18 protein-coding genes and 1 pseudogene are annotated in these 19,690 nt (G+C 67.5%); 8 read left to right on the forward strand and 11 right to left on the reverse strand.

The window, feature by feature from the left end:
* Window positions 1–15 precede the first annotated feature (15 nt).
* A complete protein-coding gene (locus tag VNS22_RS22310; RefSeq protein ID WP_325736408.1) occupies window positions 16–1,164 on the reverse strand; it encodes an efflux RND transporter periplasmic adaptor subunit in 1,149 nt (382 codons plus the stop codon).
* Window positions 1,165–1,988: 824 nt separating this feature from the next.
* Here VNS22_RS22310 and VNS22_RS22315 point away from each other — a divergent pair.
* From VNS22_RS22315 to VNS22_RS22350, 8 genes are all read left to right on the forward strand, one after another.
* Entirely contained in the window at window positions 1,989–2,570 is a 582-nt protein-coding gene (locus VNS22_RS22315; protein WP_325736410.1) for a hypothetical protein, read from the forward strand.
* 231 nt (window positions 2,571–2,801) lie between these two features.
* Window positions 2,802–5,432, forward strand: coding sequence for an ABC transporter transmembrane domain-containing protein (locus VNS22_RS22320; RefSeq protein WP_325736411.1), 2,631 nt, complete (start codon window positions 2,802–2,804; stop codon window positions 5,430–5,432).
* A 28-nt stretch (window positions 5,433–5,460) separates the two neighbouring features.
* Complete coding sequence (locus tag VNS22_RS22325) at window positions 5,461–5,940, forward strand: Crp/Fnr family transcriptional regulator (RefSeq protein ID WP_325736412.1); 480 nt, start codon at window positions 5,461–5,463, stop codon at window positions 5,938–5,940.
* Window positions 5,937–7,154 (forward strand): adenylate/guanylate cyclase domain-containing protein, encoded by a 1,218-nt coding sequence (locus VNS22_RS22330; RefSeq protein ID WP_325736414.1) that lies wholly within the window; start codon window positions 5,937–5,939, stop codon window positions 7,152–7,154. Before VNS22_RS22325 ends, VNS22_RS22330 begins: the two co-directional genes overlap by 4 nt.
* Entirely contained in the window at window positions 7,136–7,858 is a 723-nt protein-coding gene (locus VNS22_RS22335) for an FkbM family methyltransferase (protein WP_325736416.1), read from the forward strand. The genes VNS22_RS22330 and VNS22_RS22335 overlap by 19 nt, the downstream gene beginning before the upstream one ends.
* A gap of 76 nt (window positions 7,859–7,934) precedes the next feature.
* On the forward strand, window positions 7,935–8,615 hold the full coding sequence (locus tag VNS22_RS22340) for a phosphatidylserine decarboxylase (RefSeq protein ID WP_325736418.1): 681 nt from the start codon (window positions 7,935–7,937) through the stop codon (window positions 8,613–8,615).
* A complete protein-coding gene (pssA, locus tag VNS22_RS22345) occupies window positions 8,615–9,463 on the forward strand; it encodes a CDP-diacylglycerol--serine O-phosphatidyltransferase (protein WP_325736420.1) in 849 nt (282 codons plus the stop codon). Before VNS22_RS22340 ends, pssA begins: the two co-directional genes overlap by 1 nt.
* Before the next feature lie 106 nt (window positions 9,464–9,569).
* Window positions 9,570–10,397 (forward strand): universal stress protein, encoded by an 828-nt coding sequence (locus tag VNS22_RS22350; RefSeq protein ID WP_325736421.1) that lies wholly within the window; start codon window positions 9,570–9,572, stop codon window positions 10,395–10,397.
* On the opposite strand, the gene VNS22_RS22355 is transcribed toward VNS22_RS22350, so the two are convergent.
* The 10 genes and pseudogenes from VNS22_RS22355 to VNS22_RS22400 form a co-directional block, all read right to left on the reverse strand.
* Window positions 10,387–10,893, reverse strand: a complete 507-nt coding sequence (locus tag VNS22_RS22355; protein ID WP_325736423.1) for a disulfide bond formation protein B — start codon at window positions 10,891–10,893, stop codon at window positions 10,387–10,389. The genes VNS22_RS22350 and VNS22_RS22355 overlap by 11 nt on opposite strands.
* Before the next feature lie 96 nt (window positions 10,894–10,989).
* Window positions 10,990–11,568, reverse strand: coding sequence for a YqaA family protein (locus VNS22_RS22360; protein ID WP_325736425.1), 579 nt, complete (start codon window positions 11,566–11,568; stop codon window positions 10,990–10,992).
* Between the two features lie 70 nt (window positions 11,569–11,638).
* Window positions 11,639–14,740: an efflux RND transporter permease subunit gene (locus VNS22_RS22365; RefSeq protein ID WP_325736427.1), complete on the reverse strand. Its 3,102-nt coding sequence runs from the start codon at window positions 14,738–14,740 to the stop codon at window positions 11,639–11,641.
* Between the two features lie 12 nt (window positions 14,741–14,752).
* The gene (locus tag VNS22_RS22370; RefSeq protein ID WP_325736428.1) at window positions 14,753–15,970 is read right to left on the reverse strand and encodes an efflux RND transporter periplasmic adaptor subunit; all 1,218 of its coding nucleotides are present in this window, start codon (window positions 15,968–15,970) and stop codon (window positions 14,753–14,755) included.
* Window positions 15,967–16,602: a TetR/AcrR family transcriptional regulator gene (locus tag VNS22_RS22375; protein ID WP_325736430.1), complete on the reverse strand. Its 636-nt coding sequence runs from the start codon at window positions 16,600–16,602 to the stop codon at window positions 15,967–15,969. Before VNS22_RS22375 ends, VNS22_RS22370 begins: the two co-directional genes overlap by 4 nt.
* 51 nt (window positions 16,603–16,653) lie before the next feature.
* Complete coding sequence (locus tag VNS22_RS22380; RefSeq protein ID WP_325736432.1) at window positions 16,654–17,652, reverse strand: GTP-binding protein; 999 nt, start codon at window positions 17,650–17,652, stop codon at window positions 16,654–16,656.
* Window positions 17,649–17,948 (reverse strand): hypothetical protein, encoded by a 300-nt coding sequence (locus VNS22_RS22385; protein WP_325736434.1) that lies wholly within the window; start codon window positions 17,946–17,948, stop codon window positions 17,649–17,651. The genes VNS22_RS22380 and VNS22_RS22385 overlap by 4 nt, the downstream gene beginning before the upstream one ends.
* Window positions 17,949–17,952: 4 nt before the next feature.
* Window positions 17,953–18,864, reverse strand: coding sequence for a polysaccharide deacetylase (locus VNS22_RS22390; protein WP_325736436.1), 912 nt, complete (start codon window positions 18,862–18,864; stop codon window positions 17,953–17,955).
* 103 nt (window positions 18,865–18,967) lie between these two features.
* Window positions 18,968–19,153, reverse strand: a complete 186-nt coding sequence (locus VNS22_RS22395; RefSeq protein ID WP_325736438.1) for a BrnA antitoxin family protein — start codon at window positions 19,151–19,153, stop codon at window positions 18,968–18,970.
* A gap of 291 nt (window positions 19,154–19,444) precedes the next feature.
* Window positions 19,445–19,690: pseudogene (locus VNS22_RS22400) on the reverse strand (ABC transporter substrate-binding protein); the annotation flags it as partial.

Below are 19,690 nucleotides of genomic sequence, written 5' to 3' on the forward strand. Positions count from 1 at the left end.
CCGGCCCTTCCGGGATCAGGGCTGCGCGGTGGCGGCGGCCTGGGTGGGCGCCACCTTCTGGCCGGGGCGGACCTTCTGCACGCCGTCGACGATCACCTGGTCGCCCTCGGCGAGGCCGGAGGTGACTGCGACCGAGGCGCCGACCGAGGCGCCGAGCTGGACCCGGCGCATCTCGGCCGTATCGTCCGCAGCCACGGTCAGCACATAGGGACCCTGCTGGTCGGCCAGCACCGCCCCCTGGGCCACCACCAGCACCTGTTCCGGTGTACCGGATCGCACGGTCACCTTGGCGATCTGGCCGTCCACCAGGAAATGCTCGGGATTGGGGAACACCGCGCGCACCGTCACGGTGTCGGTCCCCTGTTCCGCCGTCACGTTGACGAAGTCGATCTTGCCGGGATGCGGATAATCGCTCCCATCCGCCAGGATCAGCCCGGCCACGAGGCCGGACGCATCGATCTTGTGCGCCTCCATCTCCTTGCGGATCTGCAGCAGCTGGCGGTTGGAGACCGGGAAGACCGCATAGACCGGATCGACTGCGACGATGGTCGCGAGCGCGCCGCTGGCCGGCGTCACCAGCGCGCCGGGGTCCAGCGCAGCCTGACTGATCCGGCCGGCGATCGGGGCGGTGATGGTGGTGTAGCCGAGATTGAGCTGGGCCTGTGTCAGCGCCGCCTGCGCCTGCAGGACCGAACCGTCCGCGTCGCCCTTCTTCGCGGTGGCCTCATCCAGCCGGGCCTGGGCAGCACTCTGGCTGCGCACCAGCGTGGTCTGACGCTGCACCTCGAGGTCGGCTAGCTTGGCCGCCGCCTCCGCGCGCTGCAGGCTGCCCTGGGCGGACTTGACTGCCGCCTCGTAGCTGTCCCGCTCGATCTCGAACAGGACGTCGCCCTCGGCCACCACAGCGCCCTCGGTGAAGGCGCGGCGCTCCAGGAAGCCCTCGATCCGCGGGATGATCTCGACCTTCGAAGTCGCCTGGATGCGGCCGGTGAAGCTCGCCTGCTCGGTCAGCGGTGCCTTGCCCACCGGGGCCACCACCACACCCGGTGGTGGCGGAGCTGCGGCGGTCTCCTCTGTCGACTGGCCGTCATCGCAAGCAGTGAGCAGGAGGGAGCCGAGCAAGCAAACCAGGGCAAGGCGCTTACCGCCGCTGCCGTCACGCATGACCGAATTTCCCCACCATAGCTCCTGAGGATTGATAGCCGGTGCCGGTCTTGATTGCCAAGGCATGCCGGTGGAGGTGCGGCACTCGCGGTATTGGCGGCGGTATTTTCTGGAAATGCTCGCGAGCCTTCCGGAACCCGTGAACAATCCGTCGCTCGGACTCACGATCTCGTGGGCGGGCAAGAGGAACGGCACAGTCCTCCGGTGCCATGAATGGCGGCAACGGGGTGGCAGGCATGGCAGCGACTATGGGTCCGCCCTGCAATGGCGGAATGGTAGGACCGCAAATGAGGCTGTGCACGTGATGGAGGGTATGGCGTCCATGCAGATCATGGAAAATATCTGATAAATAATATTCATAAATTTGCAGATGTTTATAAGTATTATATCAATATTTGTTCTACTTTGCATGCCATAGAACGGGTCTTGTGTCTAGATGTACTATGTGCTAATCAAAGGTTGTCCTTCGGGTGTAGAAGCTAAGGCTGGAAGTTGCGTTTGCATGCTTTGAACTGTGATGTACGGTGCAGACGTGGAGTCATGGCCGGGTTGGCATCATGAAGCCGTTGTCGACTTTGAACGTATGCGACGGAAAACAGCCGAACTGGCTGTGGCCTCTTGTGCACCGCATTCATTTGTAACTGCCGAGCTTCTTCTGGCTGGACCTCGAATCGGGCTGCAGACAATGCAGACGTGATGTCCAACTGACCGCTACTCTTCGTAACTGACCTTCGCTGCGGCAGAGCATGCAGAGGCTGTTGCTCGCAGCAGAACGGTGGATCTCTCGTGATCACCCGAAAATATCGATCCAACTGGAGAGTAAGATGTCGAGCAAGATCATGGTGGGGTTGCTGGTGTCGGCAGCGGTTGGCCTCGGCGCGACGGCCGTCTCTGCGGACGAGAATGCGAGGGCCGAGTATGACGTCCGGAAGCCGGCTGTCATCTACGACGGAAAGGGCCGGAAGGACGACTTTTGCAAGGTGCCAATCAAGATTAAGGGTGAAAAAATCGTTCTCTTCGCTGATGAGCGCGACGTCGACATTAATACCAGGATATTTGTTAACCGGCACAACTATAGGAAATATCTTTATGTGAGCTGTAATTTTAAGGACAAAGTGGATTTCTATTATTACAACGAGATAAAGAAGACCGGCTTCAAGTGCAATTTTAAGAATGGCTATGACCTGACTACCAACCAGAGTAAGGTTGTTGTCGATTTCGATCGGAAGTGGGGTCGAAAGGGTGAATACAAGAGCCGGCCGAAGCACGTGGTAGCCAAGGTCCACCTGGAATGTCTGTTCGAGATCCCCAGGATGCGCGACAACAACAATAATCACGACAACAACCACGACAATAACAACCACGATAATCACGACAACAATCACGATGATGGCGGAAACTACTAAGCGCTAGCGGGGTGAGCCAAGCCCGGCCTGTCCGGTCGGGAAAGGTGCCCCCGACACCCATCGCAATGCTTTCGGTTCGACCGCCGTGACCCTCGAGGCTGCGGCGGTCGTCCGTCGTGCGTTCCGTTCCGTCGCCTGAGGCCGCCGGACTGCATGCAGGCCGTTCCTGCCGCTGGCGTCCTCCCGGCGAGACCGCTACGTTCCGAGCGGGGCGAAACGGAACAGAGCGCGATGGAACCAACGATCTTCGGCTATATCCGGCGGCATAGCTGGAAAGAGCAGATGATCGTGCTGGGGCTGACCCTGGCTTCGTTCCCGTTCCTGTACTGGTCGCTCGACCTGCCCAAGACCATCGTCAACGACGCGCTGGGCCGCGCTGATCAAGTACACGATTTCTATGGCTTCGAGGTCGACAAGTTCGGCTACCTGTTCGCGCTGTGCGGCCTGTTCCTGGTGCTGGTGCTGATCAACGGCATCTTCAAATACATCATCAACGTCTATGCCGGCCTGGTCGCGGAGCGGATGCTGCGCCGGCTGCGCTACGACCTCTACTCGCAGATCCTGCGCTTCCCGCTCCCCCACATGAAGCGGGTCAGCTCGGGCGAGGTCGTGCAGATGATCAACGCGGAGACCGAGGCGCTCGGCGGCTATATCGGCACGGCACTGCAGATCCCCGCCTACCAGGGCGGCACCCTGCTGGTCATCCTGGTCTTCATCTTCGTCCAGGATCCGGTGCTGGGGCTTGCGGCAATAGCACTCTACCCGATCCAGGCTTACCTCATCCCCAAGCTGCAGCGCCGGGTGAACCAGCTCGGCAAGCAGCGGATCCGCCAGGTCCGCCGCCTCGCCGACCGGATCTCCGAGACGGTCAGCGGAGTGCGCGACCTGCGCGCCAACGACGCGACCCAGTATGAACGCGCCCGGATGAGCACCGAGCTGAGCGTCGTCTATTATATCCGCTATCGGATATACATTCTCAAGTTTATGATCAAATTCATCAATAATTTCTTTGCGCAGATCGCGCCGTTCTTCTTCTTCTCCATTGGCGGATATCTGGTCCTGACCGGCAATATCTCGCTGGGCGCTATCGTCGCTGTGCTGTCGGCGCACAAGGACCTGTCCAGCCCCTGGCGGGAGCTGCTCGACTATTACCAGCTGATGCAGGATGTCCGGATCAAGTACGACCAGGTCGTCTCGCAGTTCCAGCCGCGTGGCCAGATCGACGAGCGCCGACAGCTCGACGAGCCCACCGCCGAGCTGAGCTTCGAGGGCAGCATCGAGGCGCGCGGGGTGGTGGTGCGCGACGACGATGGCGACGCGCTCCTGGACAATGTCACGCTGGCCGTGCCCATCCCCTCGACCCTGGCCATTCTCGGTCCCGGCGGCGGTGGCCGGGAGGAACTGACCATGGTGCTGGCCGGGCTGATTCCGCCCGATTCCGGCCGGGTCACGATCGGCGGCCATGACCTGACCCAGCTTCCCGACTCGGTGCTGGGGCGCAAGATGGCCTTCGTCGGCTTCCCGCCTTTCATCGGCTCCGACACGATCGAGGACAACCTGCTGATGGGGCTGCGCCATCGCCCGGTGCGGGCCTACCAGCCGCCGCCGGAGGAGGAGAAGCTCTACCGGCGGCAGCTGCGCGACACGGAGCGGGCCGGCAACAGTCCCTTCGACTTCCGGGCCGACTGGGTAGACTGGACCCTGGCCGGGGTGACGGAGGAGCGGGAGCGGCTGCCCGTGATCGTGGGCATCCTCGAGCTCATCCAGCTCGACGCCGACGTCTACATGCTGGGCCTGCGCGGCACGATCCGCCAGGACCGGTTCGACGACCTGCGCGAGCGGCTGCTCGAGGTGCGTGCCGCCATGCACGAGCGGCTGGAAACCGACGAATCGCTGGCGCGCCTGGTCGAGCGGTTCGATCCCGAGCGCTACAACTCCAACGCGACCCTGGCCGAGAACCTCCTGTTCGGGGCGCCACGCGACGACCAGTTCCAGATCGACCGCCTGGCCGAGCACCCCTATGTCCGCCGGGTGCTGGATCAGGTCGGCATCACCGACGAGCTGCGCCGGGTCGGGCTGGCCCTGGCGCGCACCATGGTCGAGCTGTTCGCCGACCTGCCGCCTGACCACGAATACTATCAGCAGTTCAGCTTCATCCGGGCGGAGGACCTGCCGGACTACCAGTCGCTGGTCGCCCGCGCCGACCCCGAGGCGCTAGACCGGCTGGACCAGGAGGACCGCCAGCGCCTGCTGGCACTGCCGTTCCGGCTGATCAACAGCCGCCACCGGCTGGGCCTGATCACCCGGGAGCTGGAGGAGAAGCTGCTGGAGGCGCGCAAGGTGTTCCGGGAGAACCTGCCGCCGGAATATGCCGCGAGCGTCGCCTTCTTCGAGCCCGACGTATTCAACGACGCCGCGTCGGTGCAGGACAACGTCCTGTTCGGCAAGATCGCCTACGGCGTTGCCCAGGCCCCGGTGCGCGTGGCGACCCTGATCCGCCAGCTCCTGGAGGAAGCCGGCCTGCGCGAGCGGATCATCGAGGTGGGCCTGTCCTTCCGCTGCGGCCCGGGCGGGGCGCGCCTGAGCATGGCGCAGCGGCAGAAGCTGGCGATGGCACGTGCCCTGATCCGCCGCCCGGCCGTCCTGATCCTCCACGAGGCGCTCACCGCGATCGACGCAGCCGAGCAGCCGGCCATGGCCGATCGGGTGCTGGAGGCCATGGCCGGTCGCACCGTGATCTGGTCGCTGGCCCGCGCGGACCTTGCCGACAAGTTCCAGCAGGCCATCATGATGGACAAGGGCAGGATCGTCGACGGGGGCGGGCAGGCCGCCGAAGCCGCTCCCCAGGAGGCCGACGCATGACGAGGCGAGCCAGCGGTAGGAGGAGACGTTGAGCCTGCAAGACGACGTGGAAGTGCTGCGCGCCATCCCCCTGTTCAGCAAGATCGAGCCGGCCAAGCTGAAGCTGCTGGCGTTCACCAGCGAGCATCTGGAGTTCGAGCAGGACGAGGTCCTGTTCCGGCAGGGCGAGCCGGGCGACGCGGCCTACATCATCCTGCGTGGCACCGCCGACATCGTGGTGGACTCCCCGACCGGCCCGGTGACCGTGGCCCATCTGGCCCGCAACGACGTGGTCGGCGAGATCGCCATCCTGTGCGATGTCCCCCGCACCGCGACGGTGGTCGCCGGCAGCGGGCTGGCGACGCTGCGGGTCGGCAAGGACGCCTTCTTCAACCTGGTGACGCAGTTCCCGCAGGTGGGGCTGGGCATCATGTCCGAGCTGGCCCACCGCCTGCACCAGACGACCATGCACCTGACCGAGGCATCCGCCCGCCTGCGCCAGCTCGAGCAGGGAAGCGGACCGGCTTGAGCAACGCCTCGACCCTGCTCTGGCCGCTGCGGCGCAGTCCCGCCCTGGACTGGTTCGTCCGGTCGAGCTTCGACTATCCCTATCTGGACGACCTGTTCGCCGATCTCTGCCACCGGCTCGCGGAGGACGGCCTGCCGATCGCGCGTGCCACCCTGCACGCCCGTGGCCTCCACCCGCAGTTCATCGGCGCTGCCATGGTCTGGCGCGACGGCGGCCGGCCGATCGAGATGCGGATGATCACCCGCGCCGACATCGAGAGCGCCCAGTTCCACAACAGCCCGATCAAGGCCCTCTACGAGGGAGCAGGCGGGGTGCGACAGCGGCTGGACCTGCCGCCCGTCGGCCAGGAGTTCGGTATCTATGCCGATCTGCGCGCAGACGGATTTACCGACTATGTCGCCATGCCGCTGGTCGGCAGCGACGGTCGTCGCCATGCGGTGACCTTCGCGACCCGCCGCCCGGGCGGCTTCGCCACCGACGACCTGATCATCTTCGACGACCTGCTCCCGCTCCTGGCCATGGCTGCGGAGGCCAGGATCGGCCGGCGGATCACTAAGACGATCTTGGAGACCTATGTCGGCAAGGAAGCCGGCCTGCAGATCCTGGCCGGCAACATCCGCCGCGGGGCGCACGAGGTGATCGACGCGGCCGTCTGGGTCGCCGACCTCGCCCATTTCTCCGAGCTGGCCGACCATGCGCCGCGCGACGAGGTGCTGGGGGTGCTGGACACCTTCTTCGACGCCATGGGCCAGCCGATCCAGCGCCATGGTGGCGAGATCCTGAAGTTCATGGGCGACGCGGTGATGAGCGTGTTCCGCCTGGACCGGCCGGACGCGGTGCCGCGGGCACTGGCGGCGGCGCGGGAAGCCTACCGGAACCTGGAGGAGATCGGCGCGATGCGGCGCGCCGGGGGTTCCGAGCCGCTGGGCTATGGGCTGGGGCTGCATCTGGGGCAGGTCATCTACGGCAATATCGGCACGGAGAACCGGCTGGACTTCACCGTGATCGGCCCGGCGGTCAACGAGGCGGCGCGCATGGAGCGGCTGTCGCGCACGCTGGGGCGCCATGTGGTGATCTCCGACGTCTTCGCCGCCGCGGCCAAGGGCGAGGAGCTGATCCCGCTGGGCCAGCATCAGCTGCGCGGCCGCGAGCTGCCGATCGAGCTGTTCGGACTGCCCGAGGAAGAAGGAAACCCGTGGTCCTACGTCGTCTGATCCGCGGCCTGGGCTATGACCTGGTCCGGCGCGGCAAGTCGCGCGACGTCCACGACCAGCTCGTGGCGGCCCTCCATCGCCACGAGGTCGATGCGGTCCTGGACGTAGGGGCCAATTCCGGCCAGTACGGCCGCCGCCTGCGCCGGCATGGCTGGCAGGGGCCGATCATCAGCTTCGAGCCGCAGGCGGATGTGCACGCCCGGCTGCTCCGCCAGGCCCGGCCCGACCGGTCCTGGATCGTGGCGCCGCCGATGGCGCTGGGTGCGGAGGACGGCATGGCCACGCTCGAGCGCTCGGCGGAAAGCGACATGAGCTCGCTCCTGCCGCAGAACCCGACCCTGCAGAAGCTGTCGCCGAGCTCGGCCATCGTCGACCGGGTCGAGGTGCCGCTCAGGCGCCTGGATGGGCTGTCCCAGCTCCAGGATGGCCGCTTTGCCCGCATGCTGCTCAAGATCGACGTGCAGGGCAGCGAGTTCGACGTGCTGGAGGGGGCAAAGGGGCTGCTCGGCCGGATTGTCGGCATCCAGCTGGAGACCGCGCTGGTCCCGCTCTATGTGGGAGAGCACGGCTTCCGTTCCGCTCTGGAACGGCTGGAGGATCTCGGCTTCGACTTGCACCTGCTCATCCCCGGCTACTATGAGCGCAAGCTGGGCCGCCAGCTCCAGGTCGACATGGTCGCCTTCCGGGAGCGGGTGCCGGGTTGAACCCGGCACGGAGAGCCCGGCAGCGGGCAAGGCGGCAAGGGGCCTGAGCATTGGCCGACCAATCGGATGAACAGCATTGAAATACCCCTCGATCCACCCGAAAGGCTGGCCCTTCATCGCCGGGTTCTTCGTGATCTCGGTGATGCTCGGCTTTCTCTGGATGCCGCTGTTCTGGCTCGGCATGGTCCTGACGCTGTGGTGCGCCTATTTCTTCCGTGACCCGGAGCGGGTGACGCCGGTCGACGAGTGGCTGGTCACCAGCCCGGCCGACGGCGTCGTCGTCCAGGTCGGGATGCGCAAGCCGCCGCCCGAGCTGGGTGCCGATCTGGAACCGCGCTGCTGCATCGGCATCTTCATGAACGTGTTCGACGTCCATGTGAACCGCACGCCGATCGCAGGCACGGTCACCCGCCGGGTGTATCATGCCGGCAAGTTCCTCAATGCGAGCTTTGACAAGGCGTCGGACGAGAACGAGCGGATGTCCTGGGCGATCCGGCCGCAGGGCTATGTGGAGGAGGTGTTCCTGGTGCAGATCGCCGGACTGGTGGCCCGCCGGATCGTGCCGTTCGTCCCGGTCGGCGCCGACGTGGCGCCGGGCGAGCGGGTCGGCCTGATCCGGTTCGGTAGCCGCTGCGACGTCTACCTGCCGCCGGACCTGATCCCGCGGGTGCTGGTGGGCCAGCGCTGCATCGCCGGCGAGACGGTGCTGGCCGACGGCGCCGCGTCTTATCCCGCCCGGAGCGGAAGGATGAGCTGATGTTCAAGAACCGCCGGATCCGGCGCGCGCGCCGCCCCCTGGGCGCCCGCCCGATTTACACCTTCGTGCCGAACCTGATCACCATCCTGTCCCTGTGCGCCGGGTTCACCGCGATCCGCTACGCGGCCGACCAGCGCTGGGAGCTGGCGGTCACGCTGATCGCCGCGGCGGTGGTGCTGGACGGGCTGGACGGCCGGGCCGCGCGGATGCTCAACGTCACCTCCAAGCTCGGCGCCGAGCTGGACAGCCTGGCCGATTCGCTGAGCTTCGGCATCGCCCCGGCGATGATCCTCTATTGGTGGTCGCTGCACAACGTGCAGGGCTTCGGCCTCGCCATCGCCCTGCTGCTGGCCGTCTGCTGTGCGCTGCGGCTCGCCCGCTTCAACACCCAGCTCGACGATCCCGAGCGGCCGCGCTGGACGCTGTTCTTCTTCCAGGGCATCCCCGCACCGGGCGGGGCGGCACTGGCGCTGAGTCCGATGATGGCGAGCTTCGTGGTGGACGCGGCGCTGTTCCGCCACTGGTCGTTCGTGGGCGTGGTCACTGTCTTCACCGCGCTGATGATGGTGAGCCGGGTGCCGACCTTCTCGATCAAGAAGTTCCGGGTGCCGCCTGGCTGGCAATTGCCGGCGCTGGTGGCGGGCGCTGCCGTCGCCGCCCTGTTCTTCGCGATGCCCTGGGCTACCATCGCCGGCGCCTGCCTGATCTACGTGCTGACCATCCCGTTCAGCATCGCTGCGGCGCGCCGCTTTCAAAGCCGTGACGGCCATGTCCAGCCGGCCGAGGAAATCGCGCCGACGCAGGAGGACGACCACGTGGTCGACATGCAGCGCCGCCAGCCGCGCTGACGCCGGTTCCGGACGTCGCAGCCGGTGATCCCGATCTTGCGCCCGGTGGGCTTCCTGGCGCACGCTTTTGGCCGCAGGAGGACCCACCGGATCGGGAGAACGGAACATGGCGTATCGCACCATCCTGGTGGGCCTCGACGATTCGGACGGAATGGCCGGGCGCGCCGCATTCGCGCTGGCCCTGGCGGGGCATTGGCAGGCGCGGCTGATCGGCCTTTTGGCCAATCCGTTCCCGTTCATGCCGACCTCGCTGGGCGAAGGTGCCGCTTATGCCGGCCCGGAGATCATGGAGGCCCAGGAACAGGCCAACGCCGCGCGCACCGCCCGCATCCGGGCGGCGTTCGAGGCCCTGCCGGTTCCCGAAGGCGTTTCACGTCACTTCATCGTGGACGAGGGCGCTCCCGGGGACAGCGTGTCCGCCCATGCCCGCACCGCCGATCTCACGATCGTCGGGCAGAGCCATGGGGAAGGGCTCGAAGCGGTCGCGATGGAGCACGCCGAGCAGATCGTGGTGGGTGCCGGCGGGCCGGTGCTGGTTCTGCCGCGCAGCCGGCCGCCGGCCGCCGACTTCGCCCGCCGCTGGCTGGTCGCCTGGGACGGCGGCAAGGAGGCGGCACGTGCCCTGGCCTTCGCCCTGCCGTTCCTCCAGCAGGCGGAGAGCGTGGTGCTGCTGGCCGCTGGCGAGGAATACCATGCCTCGGCCGAGGCCGCGGCGGCACGGCTCGCAGGACACGGCGTGAAGGTGCTGCTGGAGAAGCTGGCCGAGCCGGAAGGCTCGGTGGGCGAACTCATCCTCACGGTTGCCGAGACCAAGGGATGCACGGCGCTGGTGATGGGTGCCTATGGCCATTCCCGCTTCCGCGAGCTGATCATGGGCGGTGCCACCATCACCATCGTCCGCGATGCGCGGCTTCCGGTGCTGTTCAGCGCCTGAACGCGGGGCCGGCGATCATCGCCGCAGTCAGGACGGTCAGGAGCAGCACCCAGCCGAAGGTGAACTGGGCCAAGGAGACGAGGTTCGGCAGGATCCAGGCCGGGCGGTCACAGGACGGCGGGGCGTCCTGGAGCATGGCGCGCAGCTGATCGATGTCGGCGGCCCTGCCGGCGCCGGTGCAGGCGGCCGAGAGCTGGAACCAGCCCAGCTCCACGCCTACGTGGTAGAAGGTCAGCCCGCACAGGCCCGCCAGGATCGCCAGGCAGCCGACCAGCCCGGTCCGACCATGGTCGAACAGGAAGCCGGCCAGGCCCACCAGGAACAGCGCCATGAAGCCGTAGCGCTCCAGCGTGCACAGGGCGCAAGGATGGTAGCCGAAGCCGTACTCGAGCAGGTAGGCGAAGGCCAGGCTCCAGGCGGCCAGCAGCGCCAGCCAGAGGCAGGCGGTCCGCGCCCGGTGCAGCCAGGGCCTAGTCGAGAGGGCGTGATCCGTCATTGCAGGCAGTGCCCCGACCATTGGCTGGACCGGCACGGGGGTGGAGCGTGCCGGGACCTGGATGAACATGCGTGGCAGACTGAACCAGCCGACGCATCAGATCCAGCGCAAGGCGACAAAACCGAGTACGATCGCTGCAGCGAAGGCCGAGGTGACCAGGGTCAGCCGCCGTTCGATGAAGTCACGGATCGGCGGCCCGAACCGGCGCAGCAGAACCGCCAGCAAGAAGAAGCGGGCACCCCGGGTGACTACCGAGGCGGCGATGAACACGGGCAGCGCGAAATGGGCGGCGCCCGAGGCGATGGTGACCAGCTTGTAGGGGATCGGCGTCAGGCCCTTGATCAGGATGATCCACAGGCCCCACTCCTGGTACGAGTGCTGGAAGGCCTGGGCCTTGTCCTGCAGCCCGTACAGGTCGAACAGGAGGTTGCCGAGCGTCTCGAACAGGAAGTAGCCGATCGCATAGCCGAACAGGCCGCCGATCACGCTCGCCACCGTGGCGATCGTCGCGATCCGCCAGGCCCGGTCCGGGTTGGCCAGCACCATCGGCACGATCATCACGTCCGGGGGAATCGGAAAGAACGAGCTTTCGGCAAAGCTCACCGCCGCGAGTGCCCGCTCCGCACCGGGGCGGTTCGCTTCGCGCATCAGTCGGTCATAGGTCCGACGCAGCAATGGCGTCCTCCACGCAAGGTCCGGTCGGCAGGCTCTACAGGTAAGCTGCCGGAAGGGCTATGCGGCGGTCCTACTCCGCCGGCAGATGTGAGCGGCGCTGCGTCGTTTCCGTCGGCTCGTTGAGCACCAGCACCCGGCGGAGAACCCGGCCGATGAACGCCTCGATCGTGCCCATCACCGAGTAGAAGCTCGGCACGAACACAAGCGAGAGCAGGGTGGAGACGATCAGGCCGCCGATCACGCCGATCGCCATGGGCGAGCGGAACTCGCCGCCGTCGCCGACCCCGTAGGCGGACGGCAACATGCCGGCCACCATCGCGATCGTGGTCATGATGATAGGCCGCGCCCGCTTGCGCCCGGCCTCGATGATCGCCTGGTTCTTGGGCGTGCCGCGCGCCTGCTCCTCCACCGCGAAGTCGACCAGCATGATCGCGTTCTTGGTGACGATGCCCATCAGCATCAGGATGCCGATCACCACCGGCATGCTGATCGGGTTGCCGGTCGCCACCAGGGCCAGGATCACGCCGCCGATCGAGAGCGGCAGGGAAAGGAGGATGGTGATCGGGTGGAAGATGCTGCCGAACAGGAGGATCAGCACGCCCAGCATCATCAAGAGGCCGGCCCCCATCGCCGCGGCGAACCCACCGAACACCTCGGCCATGATCTCGGCATCGCCGGTCGCCTGCTGGCGCACGCCCGGCGGCAGCTCCTGCAGGTAGGGCAATGCCGCCACCAGCTCGGTCGCCTGCCCCAGCGCCACGCCGCGCACGAGGTCGGCTCCGACCACCACCCGTCGTTCCCGGTCGTAGCGGTCGATGGAGGACGGGCCCTGGCCCGGCACCACGTCCGCCACCGCCAGCAGCGGGACCGGGACGCCGGCAGTACCGGTGACCGTGGTCACCTGCAGGATCTCCAGGTCGCCACGCGCTGCCGTGTCCAGCTGCACCCGGATCGGCACCTGCCGGTCGTCAGTCGCGAGCTTGGCCATGTTGGCCTCGGTGTCGCCGATCGTGGCGACGCGCACCGCCTGGGCGATGGCGTCGGTCGACACGCCGAAGCGCGCCGCCTCGTCCAGTCTGGGCACCACCCGGATCTCGGGCCGCTCCACCCCGGCATTGGCCGCGACGTTGGTGAACTCCGGGACCCGGCGCATGGCGGCCTCGAGCCCGCCGACCCCCTGGCGCAGTGCGGCCGGATCGTCGCTCAGCACGCTGATCGAGAGCTGTCGTTCGCCCCGCTCGTTCACGTACCAGGCGCGCAGGTCCGGAATGTCGCCAAGGCGCCGCCCGATCTCCAGCTCGATGTCCTTCTGGCTCCGCTCCCGCTCGCCCTTGGGCGTGAGCTCGACGAACAGCGCCGCCTTGCGGACCTCCAGCGCCCCGGTGGGCGAGCTGCCGCCGATCACCAATGCCCGGCGCACTTCCGGGATCGCCTGCACCGTCCGGACCGCTTCGTCGGTGCGCAGGCGGGTCTGCTCCAGCGTGGCGCCGGGCGGCAGCTCCAGGCTCACCACGGTGCGCCCGCTGTCCTCGTCCGGGATGAAGCCGGTGGGCAGGAGCCCGGCGCTCCAGATGGAGAGCGCGAACAGCGCGATGCCGGTCAACATCGTCAGCCAGCGATGCCGGATCATGGTGCCCAGGAGGCGGGTGTAGCCGCGCATCAGGCGGCCGTCCTTCGGCTCCACGTGGCCACGGCCCTTCATGAAGTAGGCCGCCAGCATCGGCGTGATCAGCCGTGCCACCAGGAGCGAGAACAGGACTGCCACCGCGACGGTCAGGCCGAACTGCTTGAAATACTGGCCGGCGACCCCGCCCATGAAGCTGACCGGCGCGAACACCGCGACGATCGTGAAGGTGATCGCGATCACGGCGAGGCCGATCTCGTCCGCCGCCTCCATCGCCGCCTGGTAGGGCGGCTTGCCCATGGCGATGTGCCGCGCGATGTTCTCGATCTCGACGATCGCATCGTCGACCAGGATGCCGGTGACCAGAGTGATGGCGAGCAGCGAGACGAGGTTGAGCGAGAAGCCCATCGCCTCCATCGCGAAGAAGGTCGGGATCACCGAGAGCGGCAGGGTGATCGCGGCGATCAGGGTGGCCCGCCAGTCGCGCAGGAACACGAACACCACGACCACCGCGAGGGCCGCACCCTCGATCAGGGTCGACATGGCGCTCTCGTAATTGCCGACCGTGTAGCGGACCGAATCGTCGATCAGCTCATAGGAGACGCGCGGGTCCTGAGCTTCCATCTCCTGGATCGCCGCCGTGACGACGTTGCGCACGTCCAGGTCCGAAGCACCCTTGGAGCGGTAGACGGAGAGCGCCACCACCGGCGTGTCGGCGTTCAGCCGGGCGAAGCTGCGCGGCTCCTCGAAACTGTCCGTGATGGTGCCGAGTTCGTCCAGCCGCGCGGTGCGCCCGCCCGGCAGGGCGATGGTGCTGGCAGCCAGCTCCGTCATCGAGCGGGCCTGGGCCAGGGTGCGGATCGACTGCTCCTGGCCGGCCAGCTCGGCCCGCCCACTGCCCATGTCGACCACCGTGGCCTTGAGCTGGCGGTTGACCTCGGCGGGTGTGATACCCAGCGCGTTCAGCCGGTCGGGATCGAGCGCCACCACGAACTGGCGGTCGACGCCACCCAGCCGCTCGACCTTGCCCACGCCCGGCAGGCCCTGCAGCCGCTTGCGGGTGACGTCGTCCGTGTACCAGGAGAGCTGCTCCAGCGTCATGGCCGGGGCGGCGGCGGCATAGGTCAGGATCGACTGGCCGACCACGTCGATCCGCTGGGTGATCGGCTCGTCGATGCCGAGCGGCAGGTCCTGGCGGATCTTGGCGACCGCGTCCTTGGTGTCGTTCAGCGCCCGGTCGGTATCGATTTCCAGCCGGAACTCGATGGCCGTCACCGAGCTGCCGTCGGTGATCGTCGAGACGACGTGCTTCACGCCCGTCAGGTTGGCGACCGCGTCCTCGACCCGCTTGGCGACCTGCTGCTCCAGTTCGCTCGGCGAAGCGCCCGCCTGGGTGACGGTGACCGAGATCACCGGCACGTCGATGTTGGGAAAGCGGGTGATCGACAGGTTCTGGAAGGTGTAGAGGCCCAGCAGGGTCAGGACCGCGAACAGCACGAGGGCCGGTATCGGGTGGCGGATCGACCAGGCGGAAACGTTCAGGCGCATGGGGGCCGTCCGCTAGCTCTTCGCGTTTGCCTGCGGGGAATCGGCCACCGGCGCCAGACTGTCGCCGTCCACCGGCCGCACCCGGTCGCCGTCGCGCAGGAAGGTGCCGGACACCGCCACCACCTGCTCGCCGGGCTCCAGGCCCGCGGTGACGATCACCGCCTCGCTGGTGCGCAGGCCGACGGCGATCCGGCGGGTCTCGACCGTGTCATCCCGCACCACCTGGATCTCCTGGTGGCCGTCGACGAACTGGATCGCCGTGACCGGCACGGTCACGCCGTGCTGGCGGTCGATCTCGATGCGCGCACGGGCGAAGGTGCCGAGCGTCAGGCCCCTTGCATCCTCCAGCCGGATCTTGACCTTGCCCAGCCTGGTCTGCGGGTCGATCCTCGGCGTGACCAGGCGGATCTCGCCCACGATCGGCTCCCCCCGGCCGGCCGGGGTAACCTGGACCGCCTGGCCGGGCGCCAGGCTCGCCAGCATCACCTCGGCGACCTGGGCGTGCAGCTCGACCTCGTCGTCCTGGACGATCCGGAACAAGGGCTCGCCGTTCATCGCTGCGAGCGCGCCCAGCCGCGCATTGCGCTCGCTGATCCGCCCGGCGGCCGGCGCCTTGATCTCGGTCATGCCGATCTGGACCATGATCTCCCGGCGCTTGGCCTCCGCCTCGGCGACCTGCGCCTCGGCCAGGCGCACGCTCTGCTCGGCCGTCTCCACCCTGGCCTCGGCGGCCCGGGCGGCAGCCTGGCGCTCGTCCAGGGTCGCGGCCGAGGTATTGCCCCGCCGGATCAGCGCCTGGGCGCGATGGAAGTCGGCCAGCGCCTGGGTGCGCGCCGCCTCCGCCTCGTCAATCTGGCTCTGAGCCACCAGCACGCTCACCTTGGCCCGCTCCAGGGCGGCATCGATCGAGGCGAGCTGCGCATCCCAGAGCTCGCGGGAGAGCCGTGCCAGCACCTGGCCGCGCTCGACCAGATCGCCTTCCTCGACCAGCAGCTCGACGATCCGCGAACCCTCGATCTCCGGGCCGACCAGCACCTCGTCGCGCGCGGCGAGCGAGCCGGTGACCACGAGCTGCGCCACCAGCTCCTGCTCGGCGGCGCGCACCACGCTCACCATCGGTGCTGCCATGGGCGCAGGGGCCGCCGGCTCCTGGGCGGACAGCACCGAAGGGCCCGCCAGCAGCAGGGCCGCGAGCGCAGCACTGGCGAGGTACGTGGCGCTGCGGGTCATGCTGGCTGCTCCAGCCTCGGGGATGACGCAGGCAGGGCAAGCTGGCCGGCCAGGCCGGCCCGCAGCACGGCGAGCAGCCCAGCCATCGCCTGCTCGCCGTCGAAGTTCTCGTCCAGGGCCCGGTTCTTGAAGATCCCGTCGCTGATCAGGATCAGGATGTCGACCAGGGCCTCGATGTCGACATCCGGTGCCGCCTTGCCCTGCTCCTGCATGGTCCTGCACAGGAACAGGAGGTTGGCGCGTACCTCGCGCTCGATTCCGTCGCACAGGGCGCAGATTGCCGGATCTCTGGCGCTCTCTGCCCAGATCTGCAGGGTGAGCATGGCGCGCTCGCGCGGCTCCTCGACGAAATAGCGGCGGCCGACCGCGGTCATCGCCGCCAGCACGTCGTCGGCGGCGGCCGCGGCCGAGAACGCCGCGGCGAGCTCCGCGCGGTCGACCTCGATCATCGCCGCGATCAGCGCCTCCTTGCTCTCGAAATAGAGATAGAGCGCGCCCGGGCTCATGCCCGCCTCCTTGCAGATCCGCTGCATGGAGGTGCGGTGGAAGCCGTCGCGGGTGAAACAGCGGCCAGCCGCCTGCAGGATCTGGCTGCGCCGCTCGTTCTGCTGCTCGTCGGTCAGTCGTGGCATGATCAGAAAATAGCGAACGAACGTTCGTTCTTCAACGATGATGTGGCTGGCTCAGCCGCCCAGGACCCGATCACCCAGAAGCTGAAAGGTCGAGAACGAGCGCCGGATCGCTGGCGGGTCGAGCTCGACGCCGATGAAGACCAGGCGGGTGCCCTGGCCGCCCTCTGGCCAGGCCGGCAGATGCTCCGGCGGATGTACGACATGCTGCACGCCTTGGATCACCACCGGCAGATCGCGGCCCTGGATGTGCACGAGGCCCTTCACCCGCAGGATCCGGCTGCCGTGGCGATGAAGCAGCAGGCTGAGCCACACCCCGAACGCCGCCCACTCGATCGGCTGGTCCGCCTCGAGCAGGAAGCTGCCGATGGCGCCGTGGCGTGCCGGGGCCGGTTCGTAGGCCAGCCAGCGGCGGACCTCGCGCGTGTCGTTCGGGGATGTCAGCAGGGCAGGGGCATCGGCCAGCTCGCCATGGCGCGCATGCAGGATGTCGGCGCTCGGGTTGATCCCGCGCAGCTCCGCTTCCAGGGCGGCGAGCGCTGCCGATTCGACCAGGTCGGCCTTGGTGACCACCAGCCGATCGGCCACCGCCACCTGCCGCCGGCTCTCGTCATGGGCGGCCAGCGTGGCGGCACCGGCCAGCGCATCGATGGTCGCGACCACCCGGCCGATCCGCAGATGCCAGCGCAGCATCGGCTCGCTGGTCAGGATGGCCAGGACCGGGGTCGGGTCGGCCAGGCCGGTGGTCTCGATCACCACCCGGCGAAACGGGGGCAGGAGCCCGCGCTCGCGCTTGTCCCAAAGCTCGCGCAATGCGGCGGCGAGGTCGTCACGGATCGAGCAGCAGATGCAGCCCGAGGACAGGAGATAGGTGTCGGGATCGACCGTCTCGACCAGCAGATGATCGAGCCCGACCGCGCCGAACTCGTTGATCAGGACGGCCGTATCCGCGAGTGCCGGATCGGTCAGGAGCCGGCGCAGCAGCGTGGTCTTGCCGCTGCCGAGGAAGCCGGTCAGCAGGTCCACCGGCACCTTCTGGACAGTGCCGCTCAAGCGGCGTCGTCCAGCCGGTCCAGCAGTTCCGGGTCGAGCGGGTCGAGGGGGCCGACCAGTCGGTCGGCCCGGTGCCAGAGATCGGCCAGCGTGTCCGCGAGTTCCACCCGCCCGGTGGCGGTGGTCAGGCGCAGCTTGGCGCCCTCCCAGTCCGCCGCCCGGGCGCGGCGGGGCGCCAGCACCGCCGAGACCAGCGCTGCCCGGCGCAGCCGCGCCTGGCGCGGCACGGCGCCGTCAGCGGTCCCGGCGGCATCGCTCCAGTGCTCCGCCTGCAGAACGCCGCACAGGCCGCACATGGCGCTAGATCCCGGCCGCCGGGTCGGCGGGCTTCAGTTCGTGGCGCGGCGAGCGCCTGGCGAAATCGTCCGCGATCTTCTCGAAGGTGGTCCAGGTCACGCCCGGGTGCTTCGAGATGTGCTGGAAGATCCGCTCCAGCATCAGCAGCACCTGCGGCTTGCCGGAAACGTCGGGGTGAATGGTGATGGTGAAGACCGCATAGTCCATCTCGCGATAGACCCAGTCGAACTGGTCCCGCCAGATCTCTTCCAGATGGCGCGGATTGACGAAGCCGTGGCTGTTGGGCGAGGCCTTGATGAACATCATCGGCGGCAGGTCGTCGAGATACCACGACGCCGGGATCTCGATCAGGTCGGTCACCTGACCGCGCACCAGCGGCTTCATCCAGTCTGCCGCCTTGCGCCCGTAATCGATCTTGGTCCAGCTGTCGCCGACCCGGACATAATACGGCGTGAAGTCGTCGTGCATCAGGCTGTGGTCGTACTTGATGCCCTTCTTGAGCAGGAGCTCGTTGGTCTTGGGCCCGAACTCCCACCAGGGCGCCACGTAGCCGACCGGCTTGCGCCCCGCGACCTTCTCGATCACCTCGATGCACTTCTCGAACACCTCCTCCTCCTGGGCAGGTGTCAAAGCGATTGGGTTCTCGTGGCTGTAGCCGTGCATGCCGATCTCGTGGCCGGCCTTGGCGACCGCCTCGATCTGGCGGGGAAAGGTCTCGATCGAATGGCCGGGCACGAACCAGGTCGTGTCGATCCCGAACCGGCGGAACAGTTCCACCAGGCGCGGCACGCCCACCTCGCCGGCGAACAGGCCGCGGCTGATGTCGCACGGGCTGTCCTCGCCCCCATACGAGCCGAGCCAGCCGGCCACCGCGTCCACATCCACGCCGAACGCGCAGAAGATCTCCTTGGCCAAGACGGACCTCCTTCCAGCCACAGGCCGGCAGCGCCTGTGGCAGCCGGCACGTCACCAGAGGGATTTGGTCGCTTTTTGCCACAAAGGCGAGGGCGGATGCCTCTCAGGCGGCGGAGTGCTGGGCTGCCTTGGCCCGCTCCGCGCGCATGTGCTCGCGCAGGACCTGCAGCATCCTGGTCTGGTAGCCGGGCCCGCCGGCCTTGAACCATTCGAGCACATCGACGTCGACACGCAGCGATATCGCCTGCTTGGGGGGCTGTCGCCGCGGAAGGGAGGGCTTGTTGTTCATCTCGACACGTGGCGCAAATGATATCTGCATGGAAGCACTGAAGCTTGTAACATTGTTGATCCGGAAACCATGGGCGACAGTGCCAGCCGGTGCCGGCAATGATGCAACATCGACACTCCCATCTATGGCATCACCGCAACTTTGATGCACGTAGACATTTGTGACGAATGGTATCCGTACGTAACGGCAATCCTGCCGTCATCCAGCGGCCATCTATGGGGGCAACATGCAGACGGGGCCGCTGCGCGTCGCCACACAGCGGCCCGGCGACCTCCGTCCTGAAGGCGGAGGCTACTTCTGCGACGCCTCGAAGACGTCGTGGGTCCAGGCCCCGCTCGGCGCCTTGCTGATCACCGGGTCGGAGCCGCCCGAGAGCAGCACCTTCACGGTACGCTCATAGGCAGCCGGATCGAGATAGCCCACGCCCTCCGCCGGGCTGCCGATCAGCTTGGCGACCTCGCCCATCATCCGCTTCTGGTGCGCCTCGGTCTGCGCGCCGGTCGCGTCGTTCTCCAGCACGATCTCCGCCGCCTCGTC

The organism is Geminicoccus sp. (assembly GCF_035556675.1).
GTDB lineage: Bacteria > Pseudomonadota > Alphaproteobacteria > Geminicoccales > Geminicoccaceae > Geminicoccus.

What these genes read in the sequence shown, in the direction of transcription:
- VNS22_RS22310 (WP_325736408.1), bottom strand. Translation starts at nt 1,164, where the DNA reads ATGCGTGACGGCAGCGGCGGTAAGCGCCTTGCCCTGGTTTGCTTGCTC.
- VNS22_RS22315 (WP_325736410.1), top strand. Translation starts at nt 1,989, where the DNA reads ATGTCGAGCAAGATCATGGTGGGGTTGCTGGTGTCGGCAGCGGTTGGC.
- VNS22_RS22320 (WP_325736411.1), top strand. Translation starts at nt 2,802, where the DNA reads ATGGAACCAACGATCTTCGGCTATATCCGGCGGCATAGCTGGAAAGAG.
- pssA (WP_325736420.1), top strand. Translation starts at nt 8,615, where the DNA reads ATGTTCAAGAACCGCCGGATCCGGCGCGCGCGCCGCCCCCTGGGCGCC.
- VNS22_RS22350 (WP_325736421.1), top strand. Translation starts at nt 9,570, where the DNA reads ATGGCGTATCGCACCATCCTGGTGGGCCTCGACGATTCGGACGGAATG.
- VNS22_RS22355 (WP_325736423.1), bottom strand. Translation starts at nt 10,893, where the DNA reads ATGACGGATCACGCCCTCTCGACTAGGCCCTGGCTGCACCGGGCGCGG.
- VNS22_RS22365 (WP_325736427.1), bottom strand. Translation starts at nt 14,740, where the DNA reads ATGCGCCTGAACGTTTCCGCCTGGTCGATCCGCCACCCGATACCGGCC.
- VNS22_RS22370 (WP_325736428.1), bottom strand. Translation starts at nt 15,970, where the DNA reads ATGACCCGCAGCGCCACGTACCTCGCCAGTGCTGCGCTCGCGGCCCTG.
- VNS22_RS22375 (WP_325736430.1), bottom strand. Translation starts at nt 16,602, where the DNA reads ATGCCACGACTGACCGACGAGCAGCAGAACGAGCGGCGCAGCCAGATC.
- VNS22_RS22385 (WP_325736434.1), bottom strand. Translation starts at nt 17,948, where the DNA reads ATGTGCGGCCTGTGCGGCGTTCTGCAGGCGGAGCACTGGAGCGATGCC.
- VNS22_RS22395 (WP_325736438.1), bottom strand. Translation starts at nt 19,153, where the DNA reads ATGAACAACAAGCCCTCCCTTCCGCGGCGACAGCCCCCCAAGCAGGCG.